This window comes from Aliiroseovarius sp. S1339, from assembly GCF_023195695.1.
Classification (GTDB): Bacteria; Pseudomonadota; Alphaproteobacteria; order Rhodobacterales; family Rhodobacteraceae; genus Aliiroseovarius.
This window is the reverse complement of the sequence record NZ_JALPQG010000010.1, coordinates 46,561-70,912: the sequence shown is the minus strand read 5'-3', so window position 1 is coordinate 70,912 and position 24,352 is coordinate 46,561. Positions and strand designations below refer to the sequence as shown.

General features: G+C 60.8%; 25 protein-coding genes. 18 read left to right on the top strand and 7 right to left on the bottom strand.

Features of this window, described 5'->3' with window-relative positions:
- Positions 1-313 precede the first annotated feature (313 nt).
- The gene (locus MUY35_RS14830; protein ID WP_248369955.1) at positions 314-1,201 is read left to right on the top strand and encodes a cation diffusion facilitator family transporter; all 888 of its coding nucleotides are present in this window, start codon (positions 314-316) and stop codon (positions 1,199-1,201) included.
- A gap of 74 nt (positions 1,202-1,275) precedes the next feature.
- Positions 1,276-2,445 (top strand): MFS transporter, encoded by a 1,170-nt coding sequence (locus MUY35_RS14825; RefSeq protein ID WP_248369954.1) that lies wholly within the window; start codon positions 1,276-1,278, stop codon positions 2,443-2,445.
- 115 nt (positions 2,446-2,560) lie between these two features.
- Here the strand turns inward: MUY35_RS14825 and MUY35_RS14820 are convergent, their stop codons facing one another.
- On the bottom strand, positions 2,561-3,631 hold the full coding sequence (locus MUY35_RS14820; protein WP_248369953.1) for a ParB N-terminal domain-containing protein: 1,071 nt from the start codon (positions 3,629-3,631) through the stop codon (positions 2,561-2,563).
- Entirely contained in the window at positions 3,628-4,932 is a 1,305-nt protein-coding gene (locus MUY35_RS14815) for an AAA family ATPase (RefSeq protein ID WP_248369952.1), read from the bottom strand. Before MUY35_RS14815 ends, MUY35_RS14820 begins: the two co-directional genes overlap by 4 nt.
- A gap of 485 nt (positions 4,933-5,417) precedes the next feature.
- Here MUY35_RS14815 and MUY35_RS14810 point away from each other — a divergent pair, with 485 nt between their 5' ends.
- Positions 5,418-6,125: a DnaA N-terminal domain-containing protein gene (locus MUY35_RS14810; RefSeq protein ID WP_248369951.1), complete on the top strand. Its 708-nt coding sequence runs from the start codon at positions 5,418-5,420 to the stop codon at positions 6,123-6,125.
- Positions 6,126-6,155: 30 nt separating this feature from the next.
- Here the strand turns inward: MUY35_RS14810 and MUY35_RS14805 are convergent, their stop codons facing one another.
- Positions 6,156-6,740: an HD domain-containing protein gene (locus tag MUY35_RS14805; RefSeq protein ID WP_248369950.1), complete on the bottom strand. Its 585-nt coding sequence runs from the start codon at positions 6,738-6,740 to the stop codon at positions 6,156-6,158.
- A complete protein-coding gene (locus tag MUY35_RS14800) occupies positions 6,737-7,882 on the bottom strand; it encodes a TauD/TfdA family dioxygenase (protein ID WP_248369949.1) in 1,146 nt (381 codons plus the stop codon). The genes MUY35_RS14805 and MUY35_RS14800 overlap by 4 nt, the downstream gene beginning before the upstream one ends.
- 97 nt (positions 7,883-7,979) lie before the next feature.
- On the opposite strand from MUY35_RS14800, the gene MUY35_RS14795 reads away from it, so the two are divergent.
- From MUY35_RS14795 to MUY35_RS14775, 5 genes are all read left to right on the top strand, one after another.
- Entirely contained in the window at positions 7,980-8,843 is an 864-nt protein-coding gene (locus tag MUY35_RS14795; RefSeq protein WP_248369948.1) for a LysR family transcriptional regulator, read from the top strand.
- A 100-nt stretch (positions 8,844-8,943) separates the two neighbouring features.
- On the top strand, positions 8,944-9,669 hold the full coding sequence (locus tag MUY35_RS14790) for an ABC transporter ATP-binding protein (protein WP_248369947.1): 726 nt from the start codon (positions 8,944-8,946) through the stop codon (positions 9,667-9,669).
- Positions 9,644-10,255 carry an energy-coupling factor transporter transmembrane component T gene (locus MUY35_RS14785; RefSeq protein WP_248369946.1) on the top strand — a complete coding sequence of 204 codons (612 nt, stop codon included), beginning with the start codon at positions 9,644-9,646 and terminating at the stop codon, positions 10,253-10,255. Before MUY35_RS14790 ends, MUY35_RS14785 begins: the two co-directional genes overlap by 26 nt.
- A gap of 3 nt (positions 10,256-10,258) precedes the next feature.
- Positions 10,259-10,804 (top strand): biotin transporter BioY, encoded by a 546-nt coding sequence (locus MUY35_RS14780; RefSeq protein WP_248369945.1) that lies wholly within the window; start codon positions 10,259-10,261, stop codon positions 10,802-10,804.
- Between the two features lie 75 nt (positions 10,805-10,879).
- Positions 10,880-11,401 carry a DUF2478 domain-containing protein gene (locus tag MUY35_RS14775; RefSeq protein ID WP_248369944.1) on the top strand — a complete coding sequence of 174 codons (522 nt, stop codon included), beginning with the start codon at positions 10,880-10,882 and terminating at the stop codon, positions 11,399-11,401.
- Here the strand turns inward: MUY35_RS14775 and MUY35_RS14770 are convergent.
- From MUY35_RS14770 to MUY35_RS14760, 3 genes are all read right to left on the bottom strand, one after another.
- Positions 11,398-12,147, bottom strand: coding sequence for an Asp/Glu racemase (locus MUY35_RS14770; protein WP_248369943.1), 750 nt, complete (start codon positions 12,145-12,147; stop codon positions 11,398-11,400). The two genes, MUY35_RS14775 and MUY35_RS14770, sit on opposite strands and share 4 nt — an antisense overlap.
- 37 nt (positions 12,148-12,184) lie before the next feature.
- Positions 12,185-13,378, bottom strand: coding sequence for a diaminopropionate ammonia-lyase (locus tag MUY35_RS14765; protein ID WP_248369942.1), 1,194 nt, complete (start codon positions 13,376-13,378; stop codon positions 12,185-12,187).
- An 82-nt stretch (positions 13,379-13,460) separates the two neighbouring features.
- Positions 13,461-15,143 (bottom strand): 6-pyruvoyl-tetrahydropterin synthase-related protein, encoded by a 1,683-nt coding sequence (locus tag MUY35_RS14760; protein ID WP_248369941.1) that lies wholly within the window; start codon positions 15,141-15,143, stop codon positions 13,461-13,463.
- Positions 15,144-15,386: 243 nt separating this feature from the next.
- Between MUY35_RS14760 and MUY35_RS14755 the strand changes: the two genes are divergently transcribed.
- The 10 genes from MUY35_RS14755 (at position 15,387) to hemA (ending at position 24,352) form a co-directional block, all read left to right on the top strand.
- Positions 15,387-15,839, top strand: coding sequence for a cytochrome c (locus MUY35_RS14755; RefSeq protein WP_248369940.1), 453 nt, complete (start codon positions 15,387-15,389; stop codon positions 15,837-15,839).
- 22 nt (positions 15,840-15,861) lie between these two features.
- Positions 15,862-17,235: a cbb3-type cytochrome c oxidase subunit I gene (locus tag MUY35_RS14750; RefSeq protein WP_248369939.1), complete on the top strand. Its 1,374-nt coding sequence runs from the start codon at positions 15,862-15,864 to the stop codon at positions 17,233-17,235.
- Between the two features lies 1 nt (position 17,236).
- Positions 17,237-18,043, top strand: coding sequence for a CbbQ/NirQ/NorQ/GpvN family protein (locus tag MUY35_RS14745; protein WP_248369938.1), 807 nt, complete (start codon positions 17,237-17,239; stop codon positions 18,041-18,043).
- Between the two features lie 80 nt (positions 18,044-18,123).
- Positions 18,124-20,070, top strand: a complete 1,947-nt coding sequence (locus MUY35_RS14740; protein WP_248369937.1) for a nitric oxide reductase D protein — start codon at positions 18,124-18,126, stop codon at positions 20,068-20,070.
- Positions 20,067-20,615: a cytochrome c oxidase subunit 3 gene (locus MUY35_RS14735; RefSeq protein ID WP_248369936.1), complete on the top strand. Its 549-nt coding sequence runs from the start codon at positions 20,067-20,069 to the stop codon at positions 20,613-20,615. The genes MUY35_RS14740 and MUY35_RS14735 overlap by 4 nt, the downstream gene beginning before the upstream one ends.
- Positions 20,615-20,878, top strand: coding sequence for a hypothetical protein (locus MUY35_RS14730; protein ID WP_248369935.1), 264 nt, complete (start codon positions 20,615-20,617; stop codon positions 20,876-20,878). Before MUY35_RS14735 ends, MUY35_RS14730 begins: the two co-directional genes overlap by 1 nt.
- Positions 20,879-20,954: 76 nt before the next feature.
- Positions 20,955-21,158: a hypothetical protein gene (locus MUY35_RS14725; protein WP_248369934.1), complete on the top strand. Its 204-nt coding sequence runs from the start codon at positions 20,955-20,957 to the stop codon at positions 21,156-21,158.
- On the top strand, positions 21,155-21,403 hold the full coding sequence (locus tag MUY35_RS14720; RefSeq protein ID WP_248369933.1) for a hypothetical protein: 249 nt from the start codon (positions 21,155-21,157) through the stop codon (positions 21,401-21,403). The genes MUY35_RS14725 and MUY35_RS14720 overlap by 4 nt, the downstream gene beginning before the upstream one ends.
- Before the next feature lie 116 nt (positions 21,404-21,519).
- Positions 21,520-22,740: an NnrS family protein gene (locus MUY35_RS14715; RefSeq protein ID WP_248369932.1), complete on the top strand. Its 1,221-nt coding sequence runs from the start codon at positions 21,520-21,522 to the stop codon at positions 22,738-22,740.
- A 388-nt stretch (positions 22,741-23,128) separates the two neighbouring features.
- Positions 23,129-24,352 carry a 5-aminolevulinate synthase gene (hemA, locus tag MUY35_RS14710; protein ID WP_248369931.1) on the top strand — a complete coding sequence of 408 codons (1,224 nt, stop codon included), beginning with the start codon at positions 23,129-23,131 and terminating at the stop codon, positions 24,350-24,352.

Genomic DNA, 24,352 nt, shown 5'->3' with positions numbered 1-24,352 from the left:
GGATTTCCGATTGTTTACATCCGGGGCACAATAACTGGCAGATGTGGGTAATTGCCCACAGGTCAACTTTGGCGCGAGGAACGCGCCCGCCCAGATCACCCCGGCCGGCACGAGGACACCCACCAAACCCGCACGACCCCCTCAACCCTTTGAAATTTTTTATTTTTTCTAAGCCCTAAAACACAGCAGGCGATGGTTAGAGCATCACGCCGGGCGTCGTATTGATCTTGGCCAGCAAAGGCCGCAGGATGCACGGAACACAACGGGCCAAGGCACCAACGCTGGTCACCATCAACGATGCTAAAGGACGCCCATGACCCACTCCGACCATGATCACATCCCGAAAAACGAACGCAAGATCGCGATCGCCGCCGCCCTGACCGGAGGTTTCATGATCGCCGAACTGGTGGGCGGGCTTCTGTCAGGCTCGCTGGCGTTGATTGCCGACGCGGGCCATATGCTGACCGATTTTGCGTCGCTCATGCTGGCATGGTTTGCATTTCGGCTGGCGCGACGGCCTGCCGATTGGCAACGCACCTATGGGTTTGATCGGTTTTCGGTGCTGGCGGCGTTCGTCAACGGTCTGTCGCTGTTTGTCATCGCCGCGTGGATCACGTGGGAGGCCATCCACCGCCTGAACAACCCTGTCGAAGTGCTGGGCGGCACGATGCTGATCATCGCCGTTCTGGGGCTGTTGGTGAATATCGTCGCCTTTCTTGTCCTGACGCGGAGTGCTTCGGATAACCTGAACGTGCGCGCGGCGGCGTTGCATGTTGCGGGCGACCTGCTTGGCTCGGTCGCGGCGATTGTGGCGGCGCTGGTGATTCTTGCGACCGGGTGGACGCCGATTGACCCGATCCTGTCGGTGCTTGTTGCGCTGATTATCCTTCGGGCTGCGTGGCACGTCGTGCGCGAAAGCGGGCATATTCTGCTTGAAGCCGCGCCAGAAGGGTTTGACCGGCGCAAGGTTGCGGCCGATCTGGAAGCGCTGAACGGGGTCGCGGGCGTTTCACACATCCATGCCTGGTCCGTCACGCAGGAACGCCCGATGGTCACGATGGAGGTCACGCCCACCCTTCACGCTGACCCGCAAGAGGTCAAAACCACCGTCAAGACCCACCTGCGCGAGGCATTCAACATCGAACACGCCACCGTCGAAATCACCAACCCCGCCACGCCAACCCTAAAGTCGAAAGTGTAAACGGTCATTTAGGCTGGAATAGTGTCTAATTCGAGGCATTAAAACCCTGACCCCTGACCGATCCGAGGTTTCCCATGTCCACTCCCCCTGCCCCGGCCATCCACGCCGCGCGCAACGCTGTGATCGTCATGTTCGTTCTGAACGGCGCGCTGTTTGGCGTTTGGGCGTCGCGCATTCCGACCGTGTCCGCCAAGCTGTCACTGGATCCCGGCGCACTTGGGATGTTGTTGCTTTTGATGGGCGGTGGGGCGATTGCTGCGTTTCCCTTGGCGGGTCGCTGGGTGGATCGCCACGGTGCTGCGCGCACAACTGTCTGGATCGCGGCCATACACGCGCTGTCGATCCTTGGGATCGGGCTTGCGCCAAGCGTTGCGACGCTGGCGGGGGCGTTGTTCTTCTTTGGGGCCACACATGGTGCGATGGATGTGGCGATGAATTCTTGGGCGGGCGCAGTCGAACGCCACCTGCCCCGCCCGATGATGTCGCGCTTCCATGCCTCGTGGTCGGTGGGTGCCGGGATCGGCGCGGCGTCGGGATATGGCGCGATCAAACTGGGCTTGCCGCTGTTGGCCCACGCAGCGATTGTGATCGGCGTTGTGGCGGCTGTCAGCTTGTGGCTGGCAGCTCCGCCCTCCAAATCCCCACTATGGGCGCCTAAGCCGCCTTCCAGCGCCGCTCACGCACCTTTGTTCAGCCTTCCAAAGGGATCAATGCTGTTGGTCGGGCTGATCGCCATGTGCGCGTCGCTGGGCGAAGGGGCGATGGCGGATTGGGGCGCGATCTTTCTGATGACCACCACAGGCGTCACCGAGGCATCGGCGGCCATCGGATACGCCGTCTTTTCCGTCGCGATGGTGATCATGCGTCTGGGCGGCGACCGTGTCACCCACCGGATCGGCCCTGTGCGCACCGCGCGGATGGCGGGCATTATCGCCACCATCGGGGTCGGGATGGCGGTGGGGGTCGCCAGCTATCCGGTGACCTTGATCGGGTTCGCCCTGATGGGTGTCGGCTATGCGGTGATCATGCCGCTGGCGTTCAGCCGCGCCACCAGCGACCCGGTGCTGTCACCCGGCAAGGCGGTCGCGAGCCTTGCCACGCTGGGCTATGGCGGGTTGCTGCTTGGGCCGCCCGTGATTGGGTTCATCGCCGATGCCACCTCAATCCGGGTCAGTTTCGCGATGCTGATGGGACTCGCAGCTCTGATGGCGGCCTTGGCCCCGGCCTTGGCGCGGCCGCACTGAACTGGGCAGCAAGTCTGCACAAGTGTTTGATTATTAATCAATAATGCGCCTTAGCCAGATCAACACTGCACACCTGTCCCCGCGGGGACACCCCCTGCCCTGCGACCTGCCCCGATCAGCCGTCAAGCTCGCGGAAAAACGCCTTCACGGCGTCTTCCAGCCGGTGACGATCAACGTTGGAAAAGTCGCGTGCGATGCGCATTTCGATCCGCCCTTCGGACGCAGCGCAGCGCACCGTTCCACCCTTCACGTCCTGCCGGAACGTCGTCTTTGCCGCTCCCGTGGGCTTGCTGGGCTGAGCTTTCTTGGGGATGGAAAGCGGCGCGGCTTGCTCGCGCAGAACCTCAAGTTCGGCATCCGGCGTGGAAACCAACGCAGCCGCCAAGGCTGATTTGACCTTTGCGCGGGCACCGGGTTCAGACGCCAGCCGTTTTTCCAACTGCAACCCCAACGCGCGCGGGATGGCTTCGGGGAATTTCAGGTGCGATCCAATGGCATCCAGCAGCGTCATGAAATGCTTGATGTAGCTTCGTTTCTGACGCGACACAGACCCGAACAGAGCTGTCAGCGCCTGATCAGCATCCTGCGCCGCCGTCTCGGGATCAGCCACATAGCCGCGCGCCAGATCGGCCATTTCCGCAAACGAGATATCGCGCCGCACAAGGTTTTCATCGACCATCCGACGATAGAGCATTTCCAGCTCTTCCCCATGCGCCATCAACCCCGCGGGGATGCGCGCGTAAGCCTCGTCACCCGTCTCGTCATAAAGCTCTTGGAACGCCGTCAGGCGGCGGAAGCCCTGCACCAGCTCAAAGACACCCTCGCCCACCTGCTCAACCCGGATCGGGTTGGATAGACCCACATCGCGGATCGAGGCTTTCAACTCGTCCAGTTCCGTATCACGCCCCGGCTTGCGATCACGGGTCAGCTTGTCGGCGCGAATGGCATTCAGCGGGATCATGTCAGTGATCAACCCGGCTTTTTTCAGGCGCACATGCTCATGCGCCAGCCGGTCGTTTTCGGCCCGAATTTGCGCCTCGACCGCTTGGCGTTCTTCCAAAGCAGCCGAGTTTTCCGAAATCGCCGAGGCCATCGGACCGCGTCGGGATTCCGTCACGGGCGCGGGATCGGCTGCGGGTGGGTCGGCTTCCGGGAAGTCGATGTCAAAGACGCGACGTTTGCTCATGCTCTATCCTCCAGCTTGTCCCAGGCGGTCAGCAGGTTGTCCCTGAATTCTTCATACGCGGTGTCGAACGACCCTCGCGCACGCCGCCAGGTTTCCCGCGTCATATCGCGGTAATCTATTTCGTAAATCGAGCTGAGGAAGCGCCCGGATTGCTCCACAGCGCGCGTCATCTCGATCGGGTGATCCGCCAATCGTTCCCCAAAAACCTTACCAAAAGCCGTCCGCATCGCACGGTGCAAATCGTTGGAGGATTCATAGCGCGTGAGCAGGAAGCGCACATCGGCAAATTCCTTGGGCAGCGACATTGTCCCCGCGGGGACAGAATTGGTGAAGCGCGCCAGATCCTCCAGCGCCTCGGACAGCTGACCGATGAAAGATGTGGTGCTGTCATATTCCCAATAGCCGGGACCCGACGGAATATAGAGCACATCGGCCGCAAACACCGCGTTCATCGACTGATAACCGATTGCAGGGGGGCAGTCGAAGATGATCATGTCATAGGCGTCATCCGCCAGCCCATCCAGAAACCGCGACACGGCGGCGAAGAACGACCATTCCGGGTTCACGTGGCGATATTGGGCAGACGCAAATTCAACGAATGCCGCGTTGGCGCAGCTTGGGATGATGTCGATGGTCGGCCAACATGTCGGCTTGATGAAATCCGAGTTGCGCAGATCGGACAGCCCCATATCGGTGATCGCGGCAGGCAGCTTTCGCTGGGGCAGGGCGGTTCCGCTTTCGGCGCCCGCGACCGCGCTGTTCATCCGCTGGGTCTCATGAATAAGGTCACGCGCCATGACACCCCAGACGGTGTATTCCTCGGCCACGTCGCTCAGCCCCATCGAGTGGCTGAGCGTCGCCTGCGGGTCGAAATCCACGCACAGCACGCGGTAGCCATCCAACGCGGCGGCGTGCGCAAAGTGCAGCGCGACGGTCGATTTGCCCGCGCCGCCCTTGAAGTTGGCAATCGCCGCGCGAATCGCCCGCTTGCCTTCGGGGCGCTTGGGCATCATGGATTTGCGGTTGATCCGGATGCGTCGGCGCAGCTCGTTGATCTCGTCCAGCGTATACCAGCGCTGCCGCCCGTCGCCTTCGACCAGCCCTTGGGGCAGGGAAGGGTCGGCGGCCAGTCGTCCACGCAATGTGGATTGGTTGACCTTGAAGATCAGCTCGGCGACCTCCCAGGATGAGAACCGGCGCAGCGTCTTCTCCATCTCGGGCGAATAGGTCTGCTGCCTGATCCAGCCCTGCATCTTCAGTGATTGTGCCTGTAACTGCGCCAAATCTTCGTGGGTAAACATCCTGACTCCTGCTCTTATAGGACGCTAATTATATGTGCTTTCTGATTTACGCGGAATTGGCGGAAAAAGCAAAAGGGAATTCAACAATGAGCGGCAGAACCCCGCCCCAGGGGGACAGCATTGTTTTTAAACGATTTTCCCATAAAAGCGCCTATCCTCGTCGAAATCAGGGGACACAATATGTGGGATGTAACCACAATAGGGGACATTTATGCTGCATTAGGGGACAGACAGGGTGTCCCCCTATACCAATAAACCCTTTTTCTTTTTTGATTTGAAAAGGTTTAGGGGCACAAAACGAGAGGGGGCTTGACAGAATCGCACCCAAGGACGCAAATCGTAACAGAGTTGGCAAAAGCGTTGAGTTTGACGTAATATGCCTTCCAAAGACCGAACGTCAGATTCGGCAATTGATAACACTTCCGGGCAAAGATCCGGATCGAGGCAACCGCGAAAGCGGACGGAACAGGCAAGCCGGGGGCGGTATGCAGCAGCTCAGGGCAACGGGTCGCCATGCGGCGTCGTTGAAATATGATCTTCTCACGGCAATGGGCGCTTATGCCTTGGCCGAAGGGAAGGGACCACAGCGGTTGGTGTTGCGACTGATGACCTTGGTCACGGCGCGGTACAACTGGGTCCGCAATGAATTGACCGTCGGCCAGCGCGAGATTGCGCGGCTGTGGTCGGTCGACGAGCGCACCGTGAAGCGCGAGATGGCGAAGCTGCGCGCGATGGGCTGGCTGGTCGTCAAACGGCAGGGTTCGCGGGGACGGGTGACGGAATATCGCCTCGATATCGAAAAAATTCTGCGCACCACTCAGGGCAGTTGGGCAGCAATAGGGCCTGATTACGAACAACGCATGACGCGGGACGAGGTGAAGGATGACAATGTCGTGCCGCTGCCGGTCGGGGCGTCTCGCGGCGGCGCAGGGGGGGCCGAGACGCCTCCGCCTGATATGTCGGACGGGACGGAATGGTCGACGGTTCAGACCTTGCTGCATTCAGAGGATCAAGCCTTGTTCAACGCGTGGTTCCGGTGCCTGTCCCGGCAGGGGCGAGAGGGCGCAAAACTGATCCTGAAAGCGCCCAGCCGGTTTCACGCGGATTACGTCGACACCCATTTTCGCGCGCGCATCCTGTATGCCTGCCAATCCATCGACAAAAGCGTGGGAGAGATCGCAATCAGACACTAATCCAGCGTAAAAGAGTGATAGGGCAGGAGGTCAACCGGAGTTGCAGTGCCGATCGACCATCCGTTGCACCATCGGGGCGAAGTGCCAAAAATCCGGCGTTTGCATGTCGTCGCGTTTGCCTGCATCGTCCAGATAGCGCACCGCGATGATGTGCTTCAGGTTTGGATTCTTTTCAAACGCGGCGACCTCATCATCGCTCATCGGCCCGCCTTGCAGCATCAGCGAATGCACCGAGGCTTCGCTGAGCCGGTCGAAATAGGTCGGTTTGGTGGCGCAGAGATAGCGCTTCGCGGCCACGTGATACCGCACGCAATCGGTGATGACGCTGGGAAAAAACCGCTCCAGCACCTCGGCGCCCGCGTCTTCGTGGTGACGGTCTTCGGTGTCGTCGGGGTGATAGGTCCCGAATTCGGACGTGAAATGGCCAATGTCATGCAGCAGCGCGCCGACAATGATTTCCTCGGGCTGGCCATTTTGTTCGGCGATGGTTGCGCCTTGCAGCATGTGTTCGGCCATGGTGACGGGTTCGCCCAGATATTCCTCGCCGCCACGACGGTCGAAGATGCTGCCGATGAAGTCGACGATAGTGTCAGGGGTCAGGGTGTCGGGTTTCATTCAGCGGCTTCCTTCATATCTGCGCGGCGCATCGCGGCATAGGTCGAGCGTAAGCCGTCCTTGTCGGAATAGCAGCCCTGAAGCCAGCGCGTGCCGGTGCCGGAATAGGCTTTGCGGGCGTGCAAAACGCGGGTGTTGTCGACGACGAACGCCTCGCCGGGTTCCAGCCGGAAAGTGACCTCCATCGCCGGGTCGTCGATGATTTCGCCAAACCGGCGATAGGCGGCGTAATAGGTCTGCATTTGGTCAAACGGCAGGTCCGTCACGGCCGCGAGCGAGCGGTTGTTGAAGCGCACGGCGATGATTTCACCATCAGGCGCCAGTTCGATCATCGGGCGGCGCGATTGCAGGCAGACGCCATCTTCACCCGCATATTCAAACCGGGCGCAAAAGGACGATAATACGGTGAAATAGTCAGGGTTTTCGTCGCGCAGACGCAGGGCGGCTGCAAACCCGTCGACCACCATGTTTTCACCACCCGCCGCCGAGCTTTCAAGGCAATACAGCACCTGAACCGAGGGCACCGGGTCGCGGTATGGGTTGTCGGTATGCGCTTGTAACCCCAGCCCGGTGAAGGCGAGGTTGGTGGGATTTACTTCGGTGCGCACCTCGAATTTCGGGCCGTAGTTTGTTTCACGCACATAGCCAAACAGATCGACCACTTTGAACAGCGCGCCGTCCTCGATCGGGCCGTTCACCAGCTTGCCGAAGCCATAGCGGTTGACCAGCGCGAGCCAATCGCGCAGGGCATCCGCGTTTTGGGACATTGCGGCGAAGTCACCAACCGGAACGGATCCCATCAGGCGGGCGTCCCAAGGCTCTAATTCGGCCGAAAGCCAGCCATTTTGCGTCGGGGTAGGGCGGTCATAGGCGTTTTGCGCCAACCAATTTGCGTCATAGGTGATGGTTTTGCCCTCGGGCACGAATGTCACATCGACCGCGCCGCCATTCACGACAACCCCGGACATTTTCGTATCCGCCGGAATGTCACGCAGCGCGACAAGCCGCTGCCCATTGCCGGGCGCGCGGGTGGCGTCGTCCCAGGCGTTGTCGCGCAGCCACATGGCGTGAAAGCGCAAAGGGCCGTCTGGGGTGGTCAGGGTCAGGATCTGTCCTGTCGGGTCAAGGTTGGCATCAAGCATGGTGTGTCCGTTCGCTGCATGAATTTCGGTGACACTGTCGCGCGATTGATAGATAAGCACAATTTAGAGGAAACACCCCTGAGACATGGATTGGCTTATGGTAAACACACCCCTTTCAAACCTGCCGCTGGATTGGGTCCGCGCGTTCGAGGCGGCGGGGCGCACCGGCAGTTTCACCGCAGCGGCGGCGGAAACGGGGCTGACGCAGGCCGCAATCAGCCAGCGGATCGGCAATCTAGAGGCCCGGTTGGGCGCGACCCTGTTCATCCGTCAGCCGCGCGGCGTGATCCTGTCGGTCGAGGGCGAGGCTTGGTTGCCTTATGTGACCCATGCGCTTGGCACGCTGCGCCAAAGCTCGGAAGAACTGTTTGGCATCCAGAGGCGACGGGTGACGGTTTGGGCCAGCGCGTCCGTGCTGCAATTGTGGATCGCGCCGCGCTTGGCGGGGCTATCGCTGGGCGATCAGGTTGAGCTGTCGTTTAAGACCATGGTGTTGGCCTCCGAGGATGGGCCGGGCGTATCGGGTGTGCGCATCCGTTACGGCAATGGGGATTGGGATATCGCGCACCGCGCGCGGCTGTATGACGAGGCGCTGACGCCGGTGGCCGCGCCCATCTTGATCAAGCGGGCAGGGCAGGGGGGCTGGCAAGATCTGCCGCGCCTTGGTCTGTCAGGGCCGCGCGCCGGTTGGCATGACTGGGCGAAAGTGACGGGGGACGCACCAACGCCGGTGCCGCAACTCCGGTTTGATACGTTCACTGCTGCGTTGTCAGCCGCCGAGTCCGGGGCAGGGGTGTTGTTGGCGTCGCTGCCTTTGGTGCGGGCGCATCTGGAGGGTCAGCGGCTCACGCGCCTGTCGCAAAGCGTGTTGCCGTCCGAGAACTCCTATTGGATCGTCGCGTCTGACCGCGATGTGACTCGCCGCCAGTGGGAGGCTTTGACCGGGCAGTTCTGTGCCTGAGCGGTTGCGTAGAAACACGCGGGATGCATTTTCTTGCGGCAATCCTTGGCGCAGCCCGTTAAAAGGCGCGTGAACCGGTCACAAAAGGGTCCACGCACAGGTGAAAGACACGAGCGTTACGCCACAGATCAGCTTTGCCGCTGTTGATCAGAAGATCGACGGGCGTTTGATTCTGTCTGGCGTATCGGTCGATCTGTCGGCGCGGCGCATTGGGGTGATTGGGCGCAACGGGTCGGGCAAGACCACGTTTGCGCGGCTGCTGGCGGGGTTGGTTGCGCCGAGTGCGGGCACGGTCACGATTGACGGGATCAACCCGGCGAAAGACCGACGCGCGGCGCTGTCGCTGGTTGGCATCCTGTTTCAGAACCCGGATCACCAGATCATCTTTCCGACGGTGATCGAGGAGATCTCGTTCGGCCTGCGCCAGCAAGGTGTCGATGATCCCGATACCCGTGCGAGCGCGGTGCTGGAACAATTCGGCAAGGCGCATTGGCACGACGCACATGTGCATAGTCTCTCGCAAGGCCAAAAGCAGCTGGTCTGCCTGATGTCGATCCTTGCGATGACGCCGCGTATTTTGATTCTGGACGAACCGTTCGCCGGGCTGGACATCCCGACGCGGATGCAGCTTGCCCGCTATCTGAACCGTTATGACGGCACGCTGGTCCATGTCTCGCACGATCCGCGTGATCTGACGGGCTATGATCAGGTTCTATGGCTGGACCGTGGGGTGTTGCAAGGGCAGGGGGCCGATGTGCTGGACGCCTTCACCGATGAAATGACACGACAAGGAGAGGGCGATGATATCTCTGACCTCTCCCGTTAGGACGCGCGCCCATGATTGGCCCGCCGGGCTGAAACTGGCGGCTTTGTGCGTGGCGACGGTGCTGTTGTTCAAGGCGCAAAATCTGTGGGTTCATGCGGGTGCGTTTGCCGGGATGCTGGCGCTGTATCACCTGCCCGGCCCGGTGTTTTTTCGCGCCGGTCTGCGGGCGCTGAAAGTGCTGTGGCCCTTCGTTGTGATGCTGGCGATCTATCATCTTGTGACGTGGACGCCCTATGCGGGTGGGGTCATCTTGCTGCGGATGGTCACGGCGGTCGGTTTGGCCACGCTGGTGACGATGACCACGCAACTGTCGGATCTGATCGCGGTGGTGCGCTGGCTGGCGACGCCGCTGCGCGCCGTGGGTCTGAAAACCACCTATCTGGAAACCGCGATTGCGCTGGTTATCCGCTTCACGCCGGTTCTGCTGGCCAAAGGCACCAAGCTGATCGACGCGTGGCGCGCCCGATCGCCGCGCCGCCCCGGTTGGCGAATTATCTTACCGTTTACGGTCCTTGCGCTTGATGACGCGGACCATATCGCCGAGGCGCTGCGCGCGCGCGGTGGTTTTGATGCTATGGAGACCTAATACATGGAAAAGAACGTCACCCTGATCGCCCTGTTTGCCGCGTTGGTCGCGGCGCTGGGTCTGATCCCGCAAATCGCGCTGCCCTTCGGCGTGCCAATCACCGCCCAGAGCCTTGGCATCATGCTGTGCGGCACCGTGCTGGGGGCCAAGCGCGGCGCGTTGTCGGTGCTGTTGTTTCTGCTGCTGGTGGCGCTTGGTCTGCCTCTGCTGGCAGGTGGTCGCGGTGGCTTGGGCGTGTTCACCAGCCCGACCGCTGGCTTTCTTGTGGGCTTCCCAATCGCGGCGTTTGTCACGGGTCTGATCACCGAAACATGGCGCAAGGGGTCGCTGGCGGTCAGCGCGGGTGTTGCCTCGGTCATCGGTGGGATCGTGGTGCTTTACCTCTTCGGGATCTCGGGCTTTGCGCTGGTCACGGGCAAAACCATGGGTGAAGCAACCGTGGTCATGGCGGCCTTCATCCCCGGTGACATCCTGAAAGCCGCAATTGCGGGGATGCTGACGGCGGCTCTGGCCAAGGCGCGTCCGGCAAGTGTGCTGTCGCGCGCTTAATTGACTCAGGTCAATGGCGTGCCCGGACGCGTGGTATATCGCGTGTCTGGAAATGCGACCTGAAAGGCAGACGGGATGAAACTTGGCTATACGATTGCGCCGGGGCGCGGTGAAACGAACCTTTTGCTGGCCGAGATTGCGGAGCGGTTTGAGGCGCGCGGTGTGCGCATCGTTGGCACCTTGCAAATCGACACGAACCGCAGTGATGGGCACAAATGCGACATGGATGTGAAGGTGCTGCCCGCGGGCAAGATCATCCGTATTTCGCAAGATCTGGGGAAAGCGTCGCGCGGGTGTCGGCTGGACATGGACGCGCTTGAAACTGCGGTCGCCGATACCGAGGCTGCGCTGGTGAACGGTGCCGACCTGCTGCTGATCAACAAGTTTGGCAAGCACGAGGCCGAGGGGCGCGGGTTTCGCAATGTGATCGCCGAGGCTCTGGCGCGCGACATTCCGGTTTTGGCGGGTGTGAACAACCTGAACCACGACGCGTTTTTGGAATTCTGCGGCGATGTGGCCGAAGAACTGCCAGCCGATCCTGCCGCGATTGAAAAATGGCTGACCGAAACACTGCCTGTTGAAGCGGACGCGGGCTAAGCCACCACGTCAAACAGCCGCCCGATCCCCTCGCGCGCGCCATTGATGCCTGCGAGCCTCAGCATATGCCACGCCAGCGCCGGATTGCTGGCAAGGACGGGCTTGCCGGTTTGCGCTTCGATCTTAGGAATAATATCCAGACATCTGAGCGCGGTGCAGGAAATCACGATGGCATCGCAAGGGGCGGCGTCGGCGATCTGCTGGGCGGCGGTCAGGATAGAGTCAGGCGTGATCCGCCCGACGATCTGATCATTGCTTTCTTCAAACGATCCGAAACTGGTGATCTGAAACCCGGCCTCGCTCAGACGGTCGCGCATGGTTTGTGACACGGCGGCGACATAGGGCGACAGGAAGCCCAGACGCGTGACTCCAAGGTGCCGCCCGGCGGCAATGATCGCGGTCAGCGGGTCGGTGACGCGCGCGCTGGGACAGACGGTTTGGATGGCGGCCGCGACATTCTCTGGCCCGATCACCGACGTGGCCGAGGTGCAGCCATATCCGATCACATCAAAGTTCAGTGCGGGCGGCAACAGGCGCGTGGCAGCGGGCAGGTCATCCAGCATTTGGGGCAGGGTGTCGGGGCGGATCTCCGGCCCCATCGGGATGCGCGAGTGATACAGCGCGACGCCGTCGATATCCAATATCCGACGAAACTCGTTTTCCAGCGTTTCGTCGTTTTCCAATACGATCACGCCCAGATTGGCGCGGGTTCCGATGCCTTGGTCCGTTTCGAAGTCGAGTTTCATCTAAATCTCCGGCAGGTCTTGCAGGGCGCGGGTGGGATCAGACATGATCCGCCCCGGCCATGATTGCCTTGAAGATCGCGGGGTCGGTGACGCCTTCGGACCCGATCAGCAACACGCGCGATTGCGCATCCAGCCCCAGCGCTTTTGCCAAGTCCGGCTGGCGCATCGCGGCGATCAGGGTTGCCAGTCCCGCCACTGCGCTTTCGCCTGCCTCGACCTTTGCATCGCCACTTTCCGCGTTTGCCAAAAGGCGCACGGTCGGGGCGACGATGCTGTCGGGCATGGTGACGAAATCGGAGGCCTCTTCTCGCAGGATGTCCCACGCCATTTCCGACGGCTCGCCGCAGGACAGGCCCGCCATGATGGTTTCTGCGTCAATCTGAACCGATGTGGGGGTGCCTTTGCGCGCGCTTTCATAAAGGCAGGCGGCCAGTTCGGGTTCGACGATCACGACGCGCAGGGCGGCGTCGCCCCAATGCTGGCGCAGATACGCGGCGACCGAGGCCGCCAGGCCGCCAACGCCCCCTTGCAGGAATACATGTGTTGGCGCTTGGTCCAGCGCCTCGCAGGCTTCGCGGGTCATCACGCCGTATCCAGCCATCACGTCGCGGGGTGGCTCGGTATAGCCATCCCACGAGGTGTCGGACACGACGAACCAGCCGTTTTCTTCGGCCTCGGTTTTCGCAAGATTGACCGAGTCGTCGTAATCCCCGTCGATCCGCACAACGTCCGCGCCCAGATCGCGCATCGCTTGGGCGCGGCCTTCGCTGACCTCGGCGTGGATATAGATGCGGCAGGGAGCGCCGACGCGTTGGCAGCCCCACGCCAACGAGCGGCCATGGTTGCCGTCGGTGGCAGAGCTGAGGGTGATCGCACCACACGCTTGCGTATGGTTGCCCTCACGGATGTCCTCAAGCGTCACCGCATGACCCAATCGTTTGCCCAGCTCGCGCTGCAACACGCGCATCGCCGCATAGGCTCCGCCAAGCGCCTTGAAACTGCCCAGCCCAAAGCGCGGGCCTTCGTGCTTATAGTCAATGCGGGCAACGCCGATCTGACGCGCCAAACCTGACAGGGGCACGAGCGGGGTGGGGGCATAGCCGTCCCACTGCGTGATCTCGTCCCAAGCTTGCGCGAAGTCGGTGGGCGACAGAACGCGCGTGGCGGCATCGCCTTTGGCGGGCGTGACCACGATATGGCGCAGGGCGGCTGTGGCAAATGGATCGGCCATGATCAGTCCTTTCAGGCGGTTTTCGCCAGACTAGCCGCAATCGGGGTTGGGGGTGGTATCAATTTCACCTCCTGCGGCGAAATTAGTCCTTAGGGGTCGCGTCAATTCTGCGTAAGACTGTGCGCCGCTGCCTGCCAAACAAGGTCGCGCCAAGCAACAACACCGCGAGAAACGAGATCGTAAACCCCGCCTTTTCACTGCTGTGCCAAGGCAGGGTCAGCGTGATTGTGCGGCCCCGAAACCCCTCCGGCGGGGCGATGATGTCCAGCGTGCCAAACCGCGGATAGGCAGCGGTTTGCAACGGGTGACCATCGTCCAACTCCGCGCGCCACAAGACCCAGTATTGCAACGGCACCGACAGGCGCGCCACATCCTGCGCGGGCGTGACGGTGGCGTGACGGGATGTGCGTTCGAATTGAGCGGTCGGAGGGGTCGCGCTTTCCCACTCAGCCCAAATATCGCGCACGACCGCCGAGACATCGCGCTGTTTCAGGGCGCGCCCATCCATCAGCGTCACCCGGTCATTGACGACGCGCAGCATTTCCGGGCTGAGGTATTCAATGGCTCCGGCCTGATCATACGTGGTGTCATAGGATTTTAGCGCCTGTGGAAGTGATGAAATCACGACCTGTATGATGGGATATACTGTCAGAACAGCCAGAACGCTTAACGTCCTGATTTTTGCAGCCCCCGGCAGTTTCGCGGCCACAAAGGCGACGGCGATAGCCGCCGAGAAATCAACAAAGATCATCAAACGCCACGGAAACTGCACCCGGTTGATCATCCAGTGTTGCCAGATGAACTCTGACACTTCGAGGTTCAGAAACAGCGACAATGCAACCGGCACAATTATCCAAAGACGCAGGGCGCCACGCGCATACACCGCCGCCACGACGATGAAGGGTAGGACGGCCAAGAAGCCAAACAGGATGGCCTTGGCAATGATCAGATTTGGTGGGTCGAACGGCAACCTGAACAACCAGCGCTCGGCGACGAAATGGCTCGTGTAAAGGGCGTCGGGCGACACGGTGTCCAGCAGCATGATCGCCGGAAGCCAGTAAAAGCACGACAGCAGGCCACCCAGCGTCGTCCACCCGATCAAGGGCAGCAAAAAACGTGTCAGGTTCTGTTTGTGGCGCAGCAGATGCACCAATATGACAAGCGTCAAGGCGGCAAAAACATGGGCGGCCAGAAGGGCGGTCGGCAGATGACACAAGGTGACGCCCGCCACCCCGACCGCCAGAATCCACCCCCGCCGCTGCTGAAGCCGGATCGCATCAAACCCCAGTGCGACCAGCGGCAGGAACGCATAGGCCGCGAACTCGCCAACCGCCTGACGCATGAACCAGTCAATCCACAGGTGATAGGGCAGAAGCAGATAGGCTATCGCGCCGATGATAGCGGGCCGCGGGTCGAAAAAGCGGCGCAGGAATACGCCGACGGTGACCCCGCCAAGCAGCCAGAACAGGCCAGCAGTTAAAACAAATGTCGTCTCGGGCGTGCAACCCGTGCAAACGGGGGCTGTGATCGCGGCCATGAACCAGAATGGCAGCGGGGCGTAAAAGAAGAAGTCATACCCGCCAAGCCCCGCCCAAAGACCGGGCAAATGCCGGGGCAGAAAGGCACCGCCGTCAAAAGCATTTATGTATTGGACCGTCCAAGGGTAGTTATACAGCGCGCTGTCACCATTGGAAAACCCCGCAAGCACAAATAGAAACAGCCCGATTGCAGCCAACGCGGCCACGAAACTATTTTGCCAAAACATATTTTGCTGCCCCATTTGGCGCTCTTATTCACTGCTGCGACCTTTGTTGGCTTTTTGAAGCGCGCAACGCAAGGTTTTCCGGGTCAGCACGTGCCCACCATCCCGACACCCGGCCACAAACGCCCCAAACCGCTTTTCTTTTCAATTTGCCGACACTAAACCTACGCTCGCTTAACAATAGTCAAGCTCCTTGTTTCTGGACTCCTTTATCCAGAAAATCGGATAACTGAACTGGAGGCCAATATGCGAGAAGTCATGACCAAGACCATGGCGCGTAACGTGTTCTATGGCGGCTCGTTGTTTTTCATTGTGGTCTTTTTGATCCTGTCGGCGCATTCGGTGCGGTACGTTGTTACCCAATCGACTGCAAATGCCGAACTGACAGACAGCGTAGTGCGCGGAAAACATGTGTGGGAAAGAAACGCCTGCATCAACTGCCATACTTTGATGGGCGAGGGTGCATACTTTGCCCCCGAACTTCAAAACGTGATGGCCCGGTGGGGTGTCGCAGATGATCCCGAAACAGCATTCGAAGTGCTGAAAGGCTGGATGGAAGCGCAACCTACGGGCATCGAGGGGCGGCGCCAAATGCCGCAATTCAACCTGAGCGACGAACAGATTCGTGAACTTGCAGACTTCTTCCTGTGGGTGAACACCATCGACGCACAGGGCTGGCCGCCCAACGAGGCGGGCTAAGGCCGGGAAGAGGAGACGTGAAATGAAATATCAAACACAACGAATTGCCTATTGGTACTTCCTGGCCGCAATGGCGGTTTTCGCCGTTCAGGTGATCGGGGGTCTGTGGGCCGGCTGGATCTATGTCAGCCCGAACTTCCTGTCCGAGCTGATGCCGTTCAACATTGTGCGCATGTTGCACACGAATGCGTTGGTCGTCTGGCTTCTGCTGGGCTTCTTTGGCGCGGCATACTTCCTGATCCCGGAAGAATCCGAGCGCGAGATGTATTCGACCAAACTGGCCTATATCCAGCTGATCCTGATGCTGGTTGGCACGGCAGGTGCGGTTGTGACCTATACGTTCGACCTGTTCCACGGCCACTGGCTGTTGGGCATGGAAGGGCGCGAGTTCATCGAACAACCCGTCTGGGTCAAGCTGGGCATTCTGGTCGCGGCGCTGATCTTCCTGTTCAACATCTCGATGACGGTGTTGAAGGGACGTAAGACCGCGATCACCAATGTGCTGTTGATTGGCCTGTGGGCGCTGTCGCTTCTGTGGCTGTTTGCCTTCTATAACCCGGGTAACCTGTCGCTGGACAAAATGTTCTGGTGGTACATCGTTCACCTGTGGGTGGAGGGCACCTGGGAACTGGTCATGGCCTCGATCCTTGCCTTCCTGCTTCTGAAGCTGACCGGTGTTGACCGTGAGATCATTGAAAAATGGCTCTATATCATTGTCGCCACCGCGCTGTTCTCGGGTATTCTGGGAACCGGGCACCACTACTACTGGATTGGTCTGCCGGGCTATTGGCAGTGGATCGGGTCGATCTTCTCGACGCTTGAAGTGGTTCCCTTCTTCGCAATGATGAGCTTTGCGTTCGTCATGGTGTGGAAAGGCAAACGCGACCACCCGAACAAAGCTGCCCTTCTGTGGGCGCTGGGTGCCGCAACTGTCGCCTTCTTCGGCGCGGGTGTCTGGGGCTTCCTGCACACGCTGCACGGTGTGAACTATTACACCCACGGCACGCAGATCACCGCGGCCCACGGCCACTTGGCGTTCTATGGTGCCTATGTGTCGGTGAACCTTGCGATCATCACCTATGCCATGCCGATCCTGCGCGGACGTGATCCGTATAACCAGGTTCTGAACATGGTGAGCTTCTGGCTGATGACCGCTGGCATGTCCTTCATGACCTTCACGCTGACCTTTGCCGGCACGGTTCAAACCCACATGCAACGTGTGCTGGGCGAGAACTTCATGGAGATCCAGGAAGGCGTGCATCTGTTCTTCGTCATGCGCTGGATCTCGGGTCTTGCGGTGGTGATCGGTGCGCTTCTGTTCATCTACTCGATCATGGTGCCACGTCGCCACGAGATCATCGAGCCGACGGACCACTATGAAAGTGAAGGTGCCTGAGATGGCTGCCGTTGACAAAAAAACGGAGGGGGCTTCGGCCCCCTTCTACTCACCCGTATCTGACGAATGCGATATCTTCGAAGCTGCTGAACGCCATGGGCTGCCGCTGCTTCTGAAAGGTCCGACCGGTTGCGGCAAGACCCGCTTCGTCGCCCATATGGCCGCCCGTCTGGGTCGCCCGCTTTATACTGTCGCCTGCCATGACGACCTGTCCGCGTCTGACCTTGTGGGACGCTACCTGCTGAAAGGTGGGGAAACGGTCTGGGTCGATGGCCCGCTGACCCGCGCCGTTCGTGAAGGCGCAATCTGTTACCTTGATGAAGTGGTCGAGGCGCGCAAAGACGTCACCGTCGTTTTGCACCCGCTGACCGATGACCGCCGCATTCTGCCGCTGGATAAAACCGGCGAAGAGATCGAGGCCGCACCGGGCTTCATGCTCGTTGCAAGTTACAATCCGGGCTATCAGAACATCCTGAAAACCCTGAAACCGTCCACCCGCCAGCGTTTCCTTTCCATCGACTTCGATTTTCCCTCCCACGACCGCGAAATCGATATTGTGACACGTGAAAGTGGGCTGGATGTCAGCCGGGCGACGTCCCTTGTCCGGCTGGCAAACAAATTGCGCGGCCTGAAAGGGCAGGATCTGGAAGAGGGTGTTTCGACCCGTCTGGTGATCTATTGCGCCACGCTGATCGAAGACGGCATGTCCGTCGAACGCGCGATCCGCGCGGCGATGATTGAACCTCTGTCCGATGACGAAGATGTCAAACAAGGGCTGATGGATCTGGTCACCGCGATCTATGGCTAGTGCCACATCCGCGACCGGCTGACTGGTCGGTCGCGGGTCTTTCTACACTGGACGGTCCGCCTAATCACCCGAGGTTCCCCATGTCCGAACGCATCTTTGATCCCTTCGAGCCCGAAGAAACCGTCGGCAAGATCTGGCACAAATACGCCAGCCGACTGGATGCACCGGGCATCCATGAAGAAAACGCCGTCAATCTGGCCGATGTCGAAGGTCGTCTGGGCGTGTTTTTCCGTGGCCTTGGCGGATCACATTCAACCGAGATAAAACAGGCGACCGTCGCGGCCTCGCATCACCGGCTGTCGTTTCGCCGGTCGCTTGGCACGTGGCGCGAAACGCAGGCGCGCCCCAGCTTTGATGGCGAGGCACTGCGCCTGCCTGAAACCATCGCTGAATTCCCCGCCCGCGAGGCGAACGCGGCGCTGTATTTCTGGCTGGTCGCGTCCGTCGCGCACGCGCCTGACCCGGTCGGTGACGACGACCCGCTGCGCTCCGATCTGCGCGCGCTGCAGGCGTCGATCGCGATGACGCAGGCGACGTTGAAAGACTGCCCCGGGCTGCGCGGCTTTTACGAAACGCTGGTGGGGGCGTGCCGCGCGATGCGCCCTGACGCGAAACTTCCCAGTGCCGAGGCTGCGATGGAAGCAGCCATTGATCACCTGCTGGGCGGGCCAGAGCCGACGGGCAAATTGGCGCTGGAATATGTCGCACTGATCCGGTCGCCGGATGCCGATCTGTCCCATCTGATAGCGCCGCGCGGCTATCGCCCGTTCCGCCCCGTGCCGATGTGGCCCGACCTGCGCCCCATGGCCGCGCGCGCGCCTGTGGACCGGGACGGTGACGGCGATGAAGAACAAGGCAGCGGGCCGGGGGACGAGGCCGAAGGCACCAAGGCCGCGCGCCGCTCTGAAAGCGATCAGGCCGAACGGCGCGACAGCCTGATCCTGCATCGGTTCGAAGCGATCTTTTCCTGGGTCGAAAGCCTGAATATGAACCGGCGTGTCGAAGATGACGACGAAGACAACGCGCGCCGTGCCGCCGACGATCAGGACGAGTTGGCGCTGGGGCAGGTGTCGAAGAAAACCGCCACACGGCTGAAATTTCACCTTGATTTGTCACCCGAAGATGCCGACCGCGAACGCCTGTCCGGCAAGCACATGTACCCCGAATGGGACCACCGTACGAACAGCTATATCCCCGATCACGCCCGCGTTCTGTCCAGTGTCGCGGACGAGGAGGAGGCGATTGACCACGACCCCGCCACCAACCGCCGCATTCGCGCCGTGAAACGCCAGTTCGAGGCATTGCGCCCCAAACGCGTGATCCTGCCGCGCCAATTGGACGGCGACGAGCTGGACCTTGAAGCCGCGATTGCCGCGCAGGTCGAACTGCGCGCCACGGGCCGGTCCAGCGACCGGGTCTATCGCGCGGCGCGGGTGATGGAGCGCGATCTGGCGATCTCGGTCCTGATGGATGTATCACGCTCGACCGAAAGCGCCATTGGCGACCGTCAGGTGATTGATGTCGAAAAAGAAGCGCTGACTGCGCTGGCGTGGGGGCTTGAAGCCTGCGGCGATGATTTCGCGATCAACACGTTTTCATCCCTGAAACGCGACCGCGTCTATGTGCAGGAATGCAAAGGGTTCGACGAAAAAATGGGCCCGCGGGTTGAGGCACGGATCGGCGGGCTGTCCCCTGCGTTTTACACACGCCTTGGCGCGGCGATCCGCCATACCACCGCCGGGCTGGACGACCGACCCAACACCCGCCGCCTGATGCTGGTCATCACCGATGGCAAACCCAACGATCTGGACCATTACGAAGGTCGCCACGGGATCGAAGATAGCCGCATGGCGGTGCGCGAAGCCCGCATGAAGGGTCACGCGGTGCATGGCGTCGTCGTTGATCACAAAGGGCAGGGCTGGGTGCATCGTATATTTGGCGCTGGCGGATTTTCGATTGTGCCGGACCCCACGCGGCTGACTGCCGCATTGCCTGAAATCTACCGCCAGATTACCGGTGGGGCATGACCGACCAAACCTCTATCATCGACGAGTTGCCCGGAGATCTGATGATCTGGGTGTTGATCGTGTCCGAACTTCTGGTGTTCGGCGCGGGGCTGTTGGCCTTTCTTGGTATGCGCGCGATGGACCCGGTGGCGTTTGCCGCCGACCAACAACAGCTGAACCGCGTCGCGGGCGCTGCCAACACAATTGTTCTTGTCACCAGCGGCTATTGCGCGGCGCGCGCGGTGAATGCCGCGGCCCATTCGGTGCGCAACATGCGCCTTTGGCTGGCCGCTGCGATGGCATTTGGTGTCGTGTTCCTTGTGGTCAAAGGGTTCGAATACGCCGAAAAAGCGCGCCACGGGATCGACATCGAAACCAGCGACTTTTTCACCTTCTACTATCTGCTGACCGGGTTTCACGCGCTGCATGTTGTGGCGGGGCTGATCGTTTTCGCGCTGCTCATGCGCTGGGGCACACCGCGCAACCTTGAGGCCGGCGCCGGGTTTTGGCACATGGTCGATCTGGTCTGGGTTCTGCTGTTTCCCATCATCTATCTGGTGCACTGATGAGCAACGCAATCCTGACCCGCGCGTTTTTCCTGCTGATTGGCCTGAGCGTCGCCACAACCTTTCTGGCAGGCGCATTGCCCGAAGCGGGCCCGATCTTTGTGCTATCCGTGCTGGTCCTGTCGGGCCTGAAATCCTTTGTGATCCTGTCGGACTATCTGGGCCTGCGCATGGCGCGCGCGGTCAGGGGCGGGTTCACTGTCTTTTTGATCGGGTTTCTGGGACTGGCTGCCCTTATCTATGCCTTGCCGTTGGCGATGTAGCGCCGCTTGATGATGATCAAGCCTTGCGTCGTACCGTTACAATATGATGAACAAAGAACATGACAGGAGTCCTGCTATGAAAGCTCTTCCACTGGCCATATTGGCTGGCATCGTGGCCTCACCCGCCTTTGCCCACCACGACAAGACCCCGCTGCGTGAAGCGGTGATCGACGGACATTCGCACGCTGTTGGCGGCGCGACCCTGTGGCTGTTGGGGGCTGCGATTGCGCTGATCCTTGCGCTGGTTGCCGTGCAGAAATCCGTGTTTCGCAAAAAATGACCGATCACGGCGACAGTTCAGGCCGCTGGCCCGTCTGGGCGGTGGCGCTTGTGATCTATCCGTTTGCGGCGGGGGCTGCGGCGGTGAACCTGTTTTTCCTGTTCCTGATGCTGCAAGCCATCGGCCTGCGTGCGCTTACCCCGTTCGAGGCGATCGCGGGTGGCGTGATCCTTGGCGTGCCGTTTGCGTGGGTCTTGGGCAAATGGGCCCACGGCATGATCACGCAGGCCGAAGACGACGCTTGACACGCCCGCCGACCCGCCACCTTTTTTCGTTTCACATGCGCAGGACTTGACTTTGGTCATTGGTCGCGCGCGTCAGACCCATAGGCTGCGTGACGTCAGCCAATAGGGGGCCAGTCATGGCAAATGTGGTGAAACGCGTCCTCAGCGAAGGGTTTCGCGCTTTTTTTCTGGGCGCTGCAATCTGGGCCATTCTTTCCGGCTTGATATGGGAGGTCTGGCTGGGCGGGCAAGCCACGGGCACCGCGTCTGATCTGTCGGGCCTGTCGATGGCCCCGCACCTGTGGCACGCCCATGAAATGGTTTTTGGCTATGCGGGCGCGGCGGTTGCCGGGTTCTTTCTGACGGCTGTCGCCAGCGGGCGCGGTTTGGTCATCGGGGTGCTGGCCGCCTTGTGGCTGGCGGGCCGTGTTGCGCTTTGGCAATCCGCAGCGCTTCCGCCTGTGCTGGTGGCCGCAGTCGATCTGTCATTCCTGGCGGTGCTGACAGGGCGCATTGGGGTGCAGCTCGTCAAACGCCCAAAGGCGCAACACGCGATCTTTCTGATTTTCCTTGCCACGTTACTGGCTGCAAACCTGGCGGTGCATCTGGATTGGCTGGACCTGTGGCCGGACGGCGCGCGCGTAGGTCTTCGCATCGGGCTTTTGGCCTTGTGTGGGTTGATCGTCGTTCTGGGCGGGCGCGTGACACCCGGCTTTATCCGCAACGCGATGAACCGTGCGGGCCATCCGCCCGAGGCTTTGCCGCCTGTCACGCCCCGGCTGGATCGCGCCGCGGTTCTGACTTCCATCGCGCTACCGTGGAGCGTGCTTTTGCCCCCATTCACCCCCATCATTGCGCTGGTTCTGGCGATTGTGCACGGGTTGCGGATCAGCCTTTGGCGCCCGCATTGGTCGTTGCGCGATCCGCTTTTGTGGTCGCTGTTTGCCGCCCAAGGGCTGTTGGTCGTCGGGCTGGCGCTGTTCACTTTGGCTGGTTGGGGCATTGGGGACGAGGTCGGCGCGCTGCATGTTCTGGGTCTGGGCGGCGTTGGCGGCATGACTTTGGCGGTGATGAGCCGCGCCACGCTTGGCCACACGGGCCGCGCGCCGATTGTGCCGCGCCCGGTTGCGGTCGGCTATGGGCTGATGATCCTGTCGGCGCTGACCCGTTGGCTGGCCTCGGATCTGCTCTATGGCTGGTATGACGCGCTGGTGCTGATCGCCGGGGCCGCGTGGATCGGGGCGTTTGCGCTGTTCCTTGTCGGGATGATCCCCGCGCTGACCCAAGCGCGCACCGCACGCCCTGCACCGCCGCCGCCACCCCCGTTGCCGCCGCATATGAAAACCGCACCGTCTTGACGTTGGTTAAGTGCAGCCGATCCGCGATGTGCCACATTTCGCCTAAGGCCCACCCGCCGAGGTTGCGCACGCATCCTTGTTTTGTAATTCGAATACGGCCTCTGTGATCAATGTCGCCTCTGTTCTTGGGTGAGGCCGGCGGCGAAACCGATCACGTTCGGGTTTTCGAACCCATAGGCCAACCGCCCAGACGCATTTCATGCGTTCCGAGGCCGGGTGTCCCCAATCTGGGGGCGGGCGGTTGGTCTTACTCTCCTATTTTTGGCGCGCAGTCCCTAAGGGCCGTCGTGTTGGCCCGGTTTTTCCCGTCCACTTGACAAACATCATGTCCGGCCCGCCGCCGATCCGGTTCAATACCACAACCGATAAGGCACCGGAGGGACGTCCCATGAATTATCAAGACTATTTCAAAACCCGCCTTGATGCGCTGAAGGATGATGGCAACTACCGTGTGTTTGCTGACCTGCAACGCAAGCGCGGTTCCTTTCCGCAAGCGCGTCATACCGGCGAAGGTGGCACCGGCGATGTGACGATCTGGTGCTCGAACGACTATCTGGGCATGGGGCAACATCCTGATGTGCTGGACGCCATGCACCACGCGATTGATACGGTGGGCGCGGGCGCTGGCGGCACGCGCAATATCTCCGGCACCACCCATGACCACGTGTTGCTTGAAGCTGAATTGGCCGATCTGCACGGTAAAGAAGGCGCGCTTCTGTTCACGTCCGGTTACGTCTCGAACTGGGCGGCGCTTGGCACACTGGCGTCACAAATTCCCGGCTGCATTGTGTTTTCCGATGCGCTGAACCACGCCTCGATGATCGAAGGCATCCGCCATTCGAAAGCCGCGCGGGTGATCTGGAAGCACAATGATCTGGAAGATCTTGAGGCCAAATTGGCCGCCGCCGACCCCGATGCGCCGAAGCTGATCGCCTTTGAAAGCGTCTATTCGATGGATGGCGACATCGCGCCGATCAAGGAAATCTGCGATTTGGCTGACAAATACAACGCCATGACCTATCTGGACGAGGTGCACGCGGTTGGCCTATACGGCCCGCGCGGCGCAGGTATCGCCGAACGCGAAGGTCTGATGGATCGCCTGACGGTGATCGAAGGCACGTTGGGCAAAGCCTTTGGCGTGATGGGCGGCTATATTGCCGCGTCTGCCGAGCTTTGCGATTTCGTGCGCAGCTTTTCCAGCGGGTTCATCTTCACCACCGCGCTGCCGCCTGCTGTGGCGGCAGGAGCGCGCGCCTCGGTGCAGCATCTGAAACGGTCGAACGTGGAGCGTGACTGTCAAAAAGAGCGTGTCGCCCGCGTGCGCGAAGGCTTGGATGCGATGGGCATTCCGCATATCGACAACCCCTCCCACATCATTCCGGTGATGGTGGGCGATCCGGTGAAGTGCAAGTTCATCTCGGATACCCTGATGCGCGATTTTGGCGTCTATATCCAGCCGATCAACTATCCCACTGTCCCCAAGGGGACCGAGCGGTTGCGCATCACGCCGTCGCCTGTTCATTCAGACGCCGACATCGCGCACCTGCTGGGCGCGTTGGAAGAATTGTGGAGCCAGTGCGAGATTGCGCGCGTGCCGATGGCGGCGCAGTAA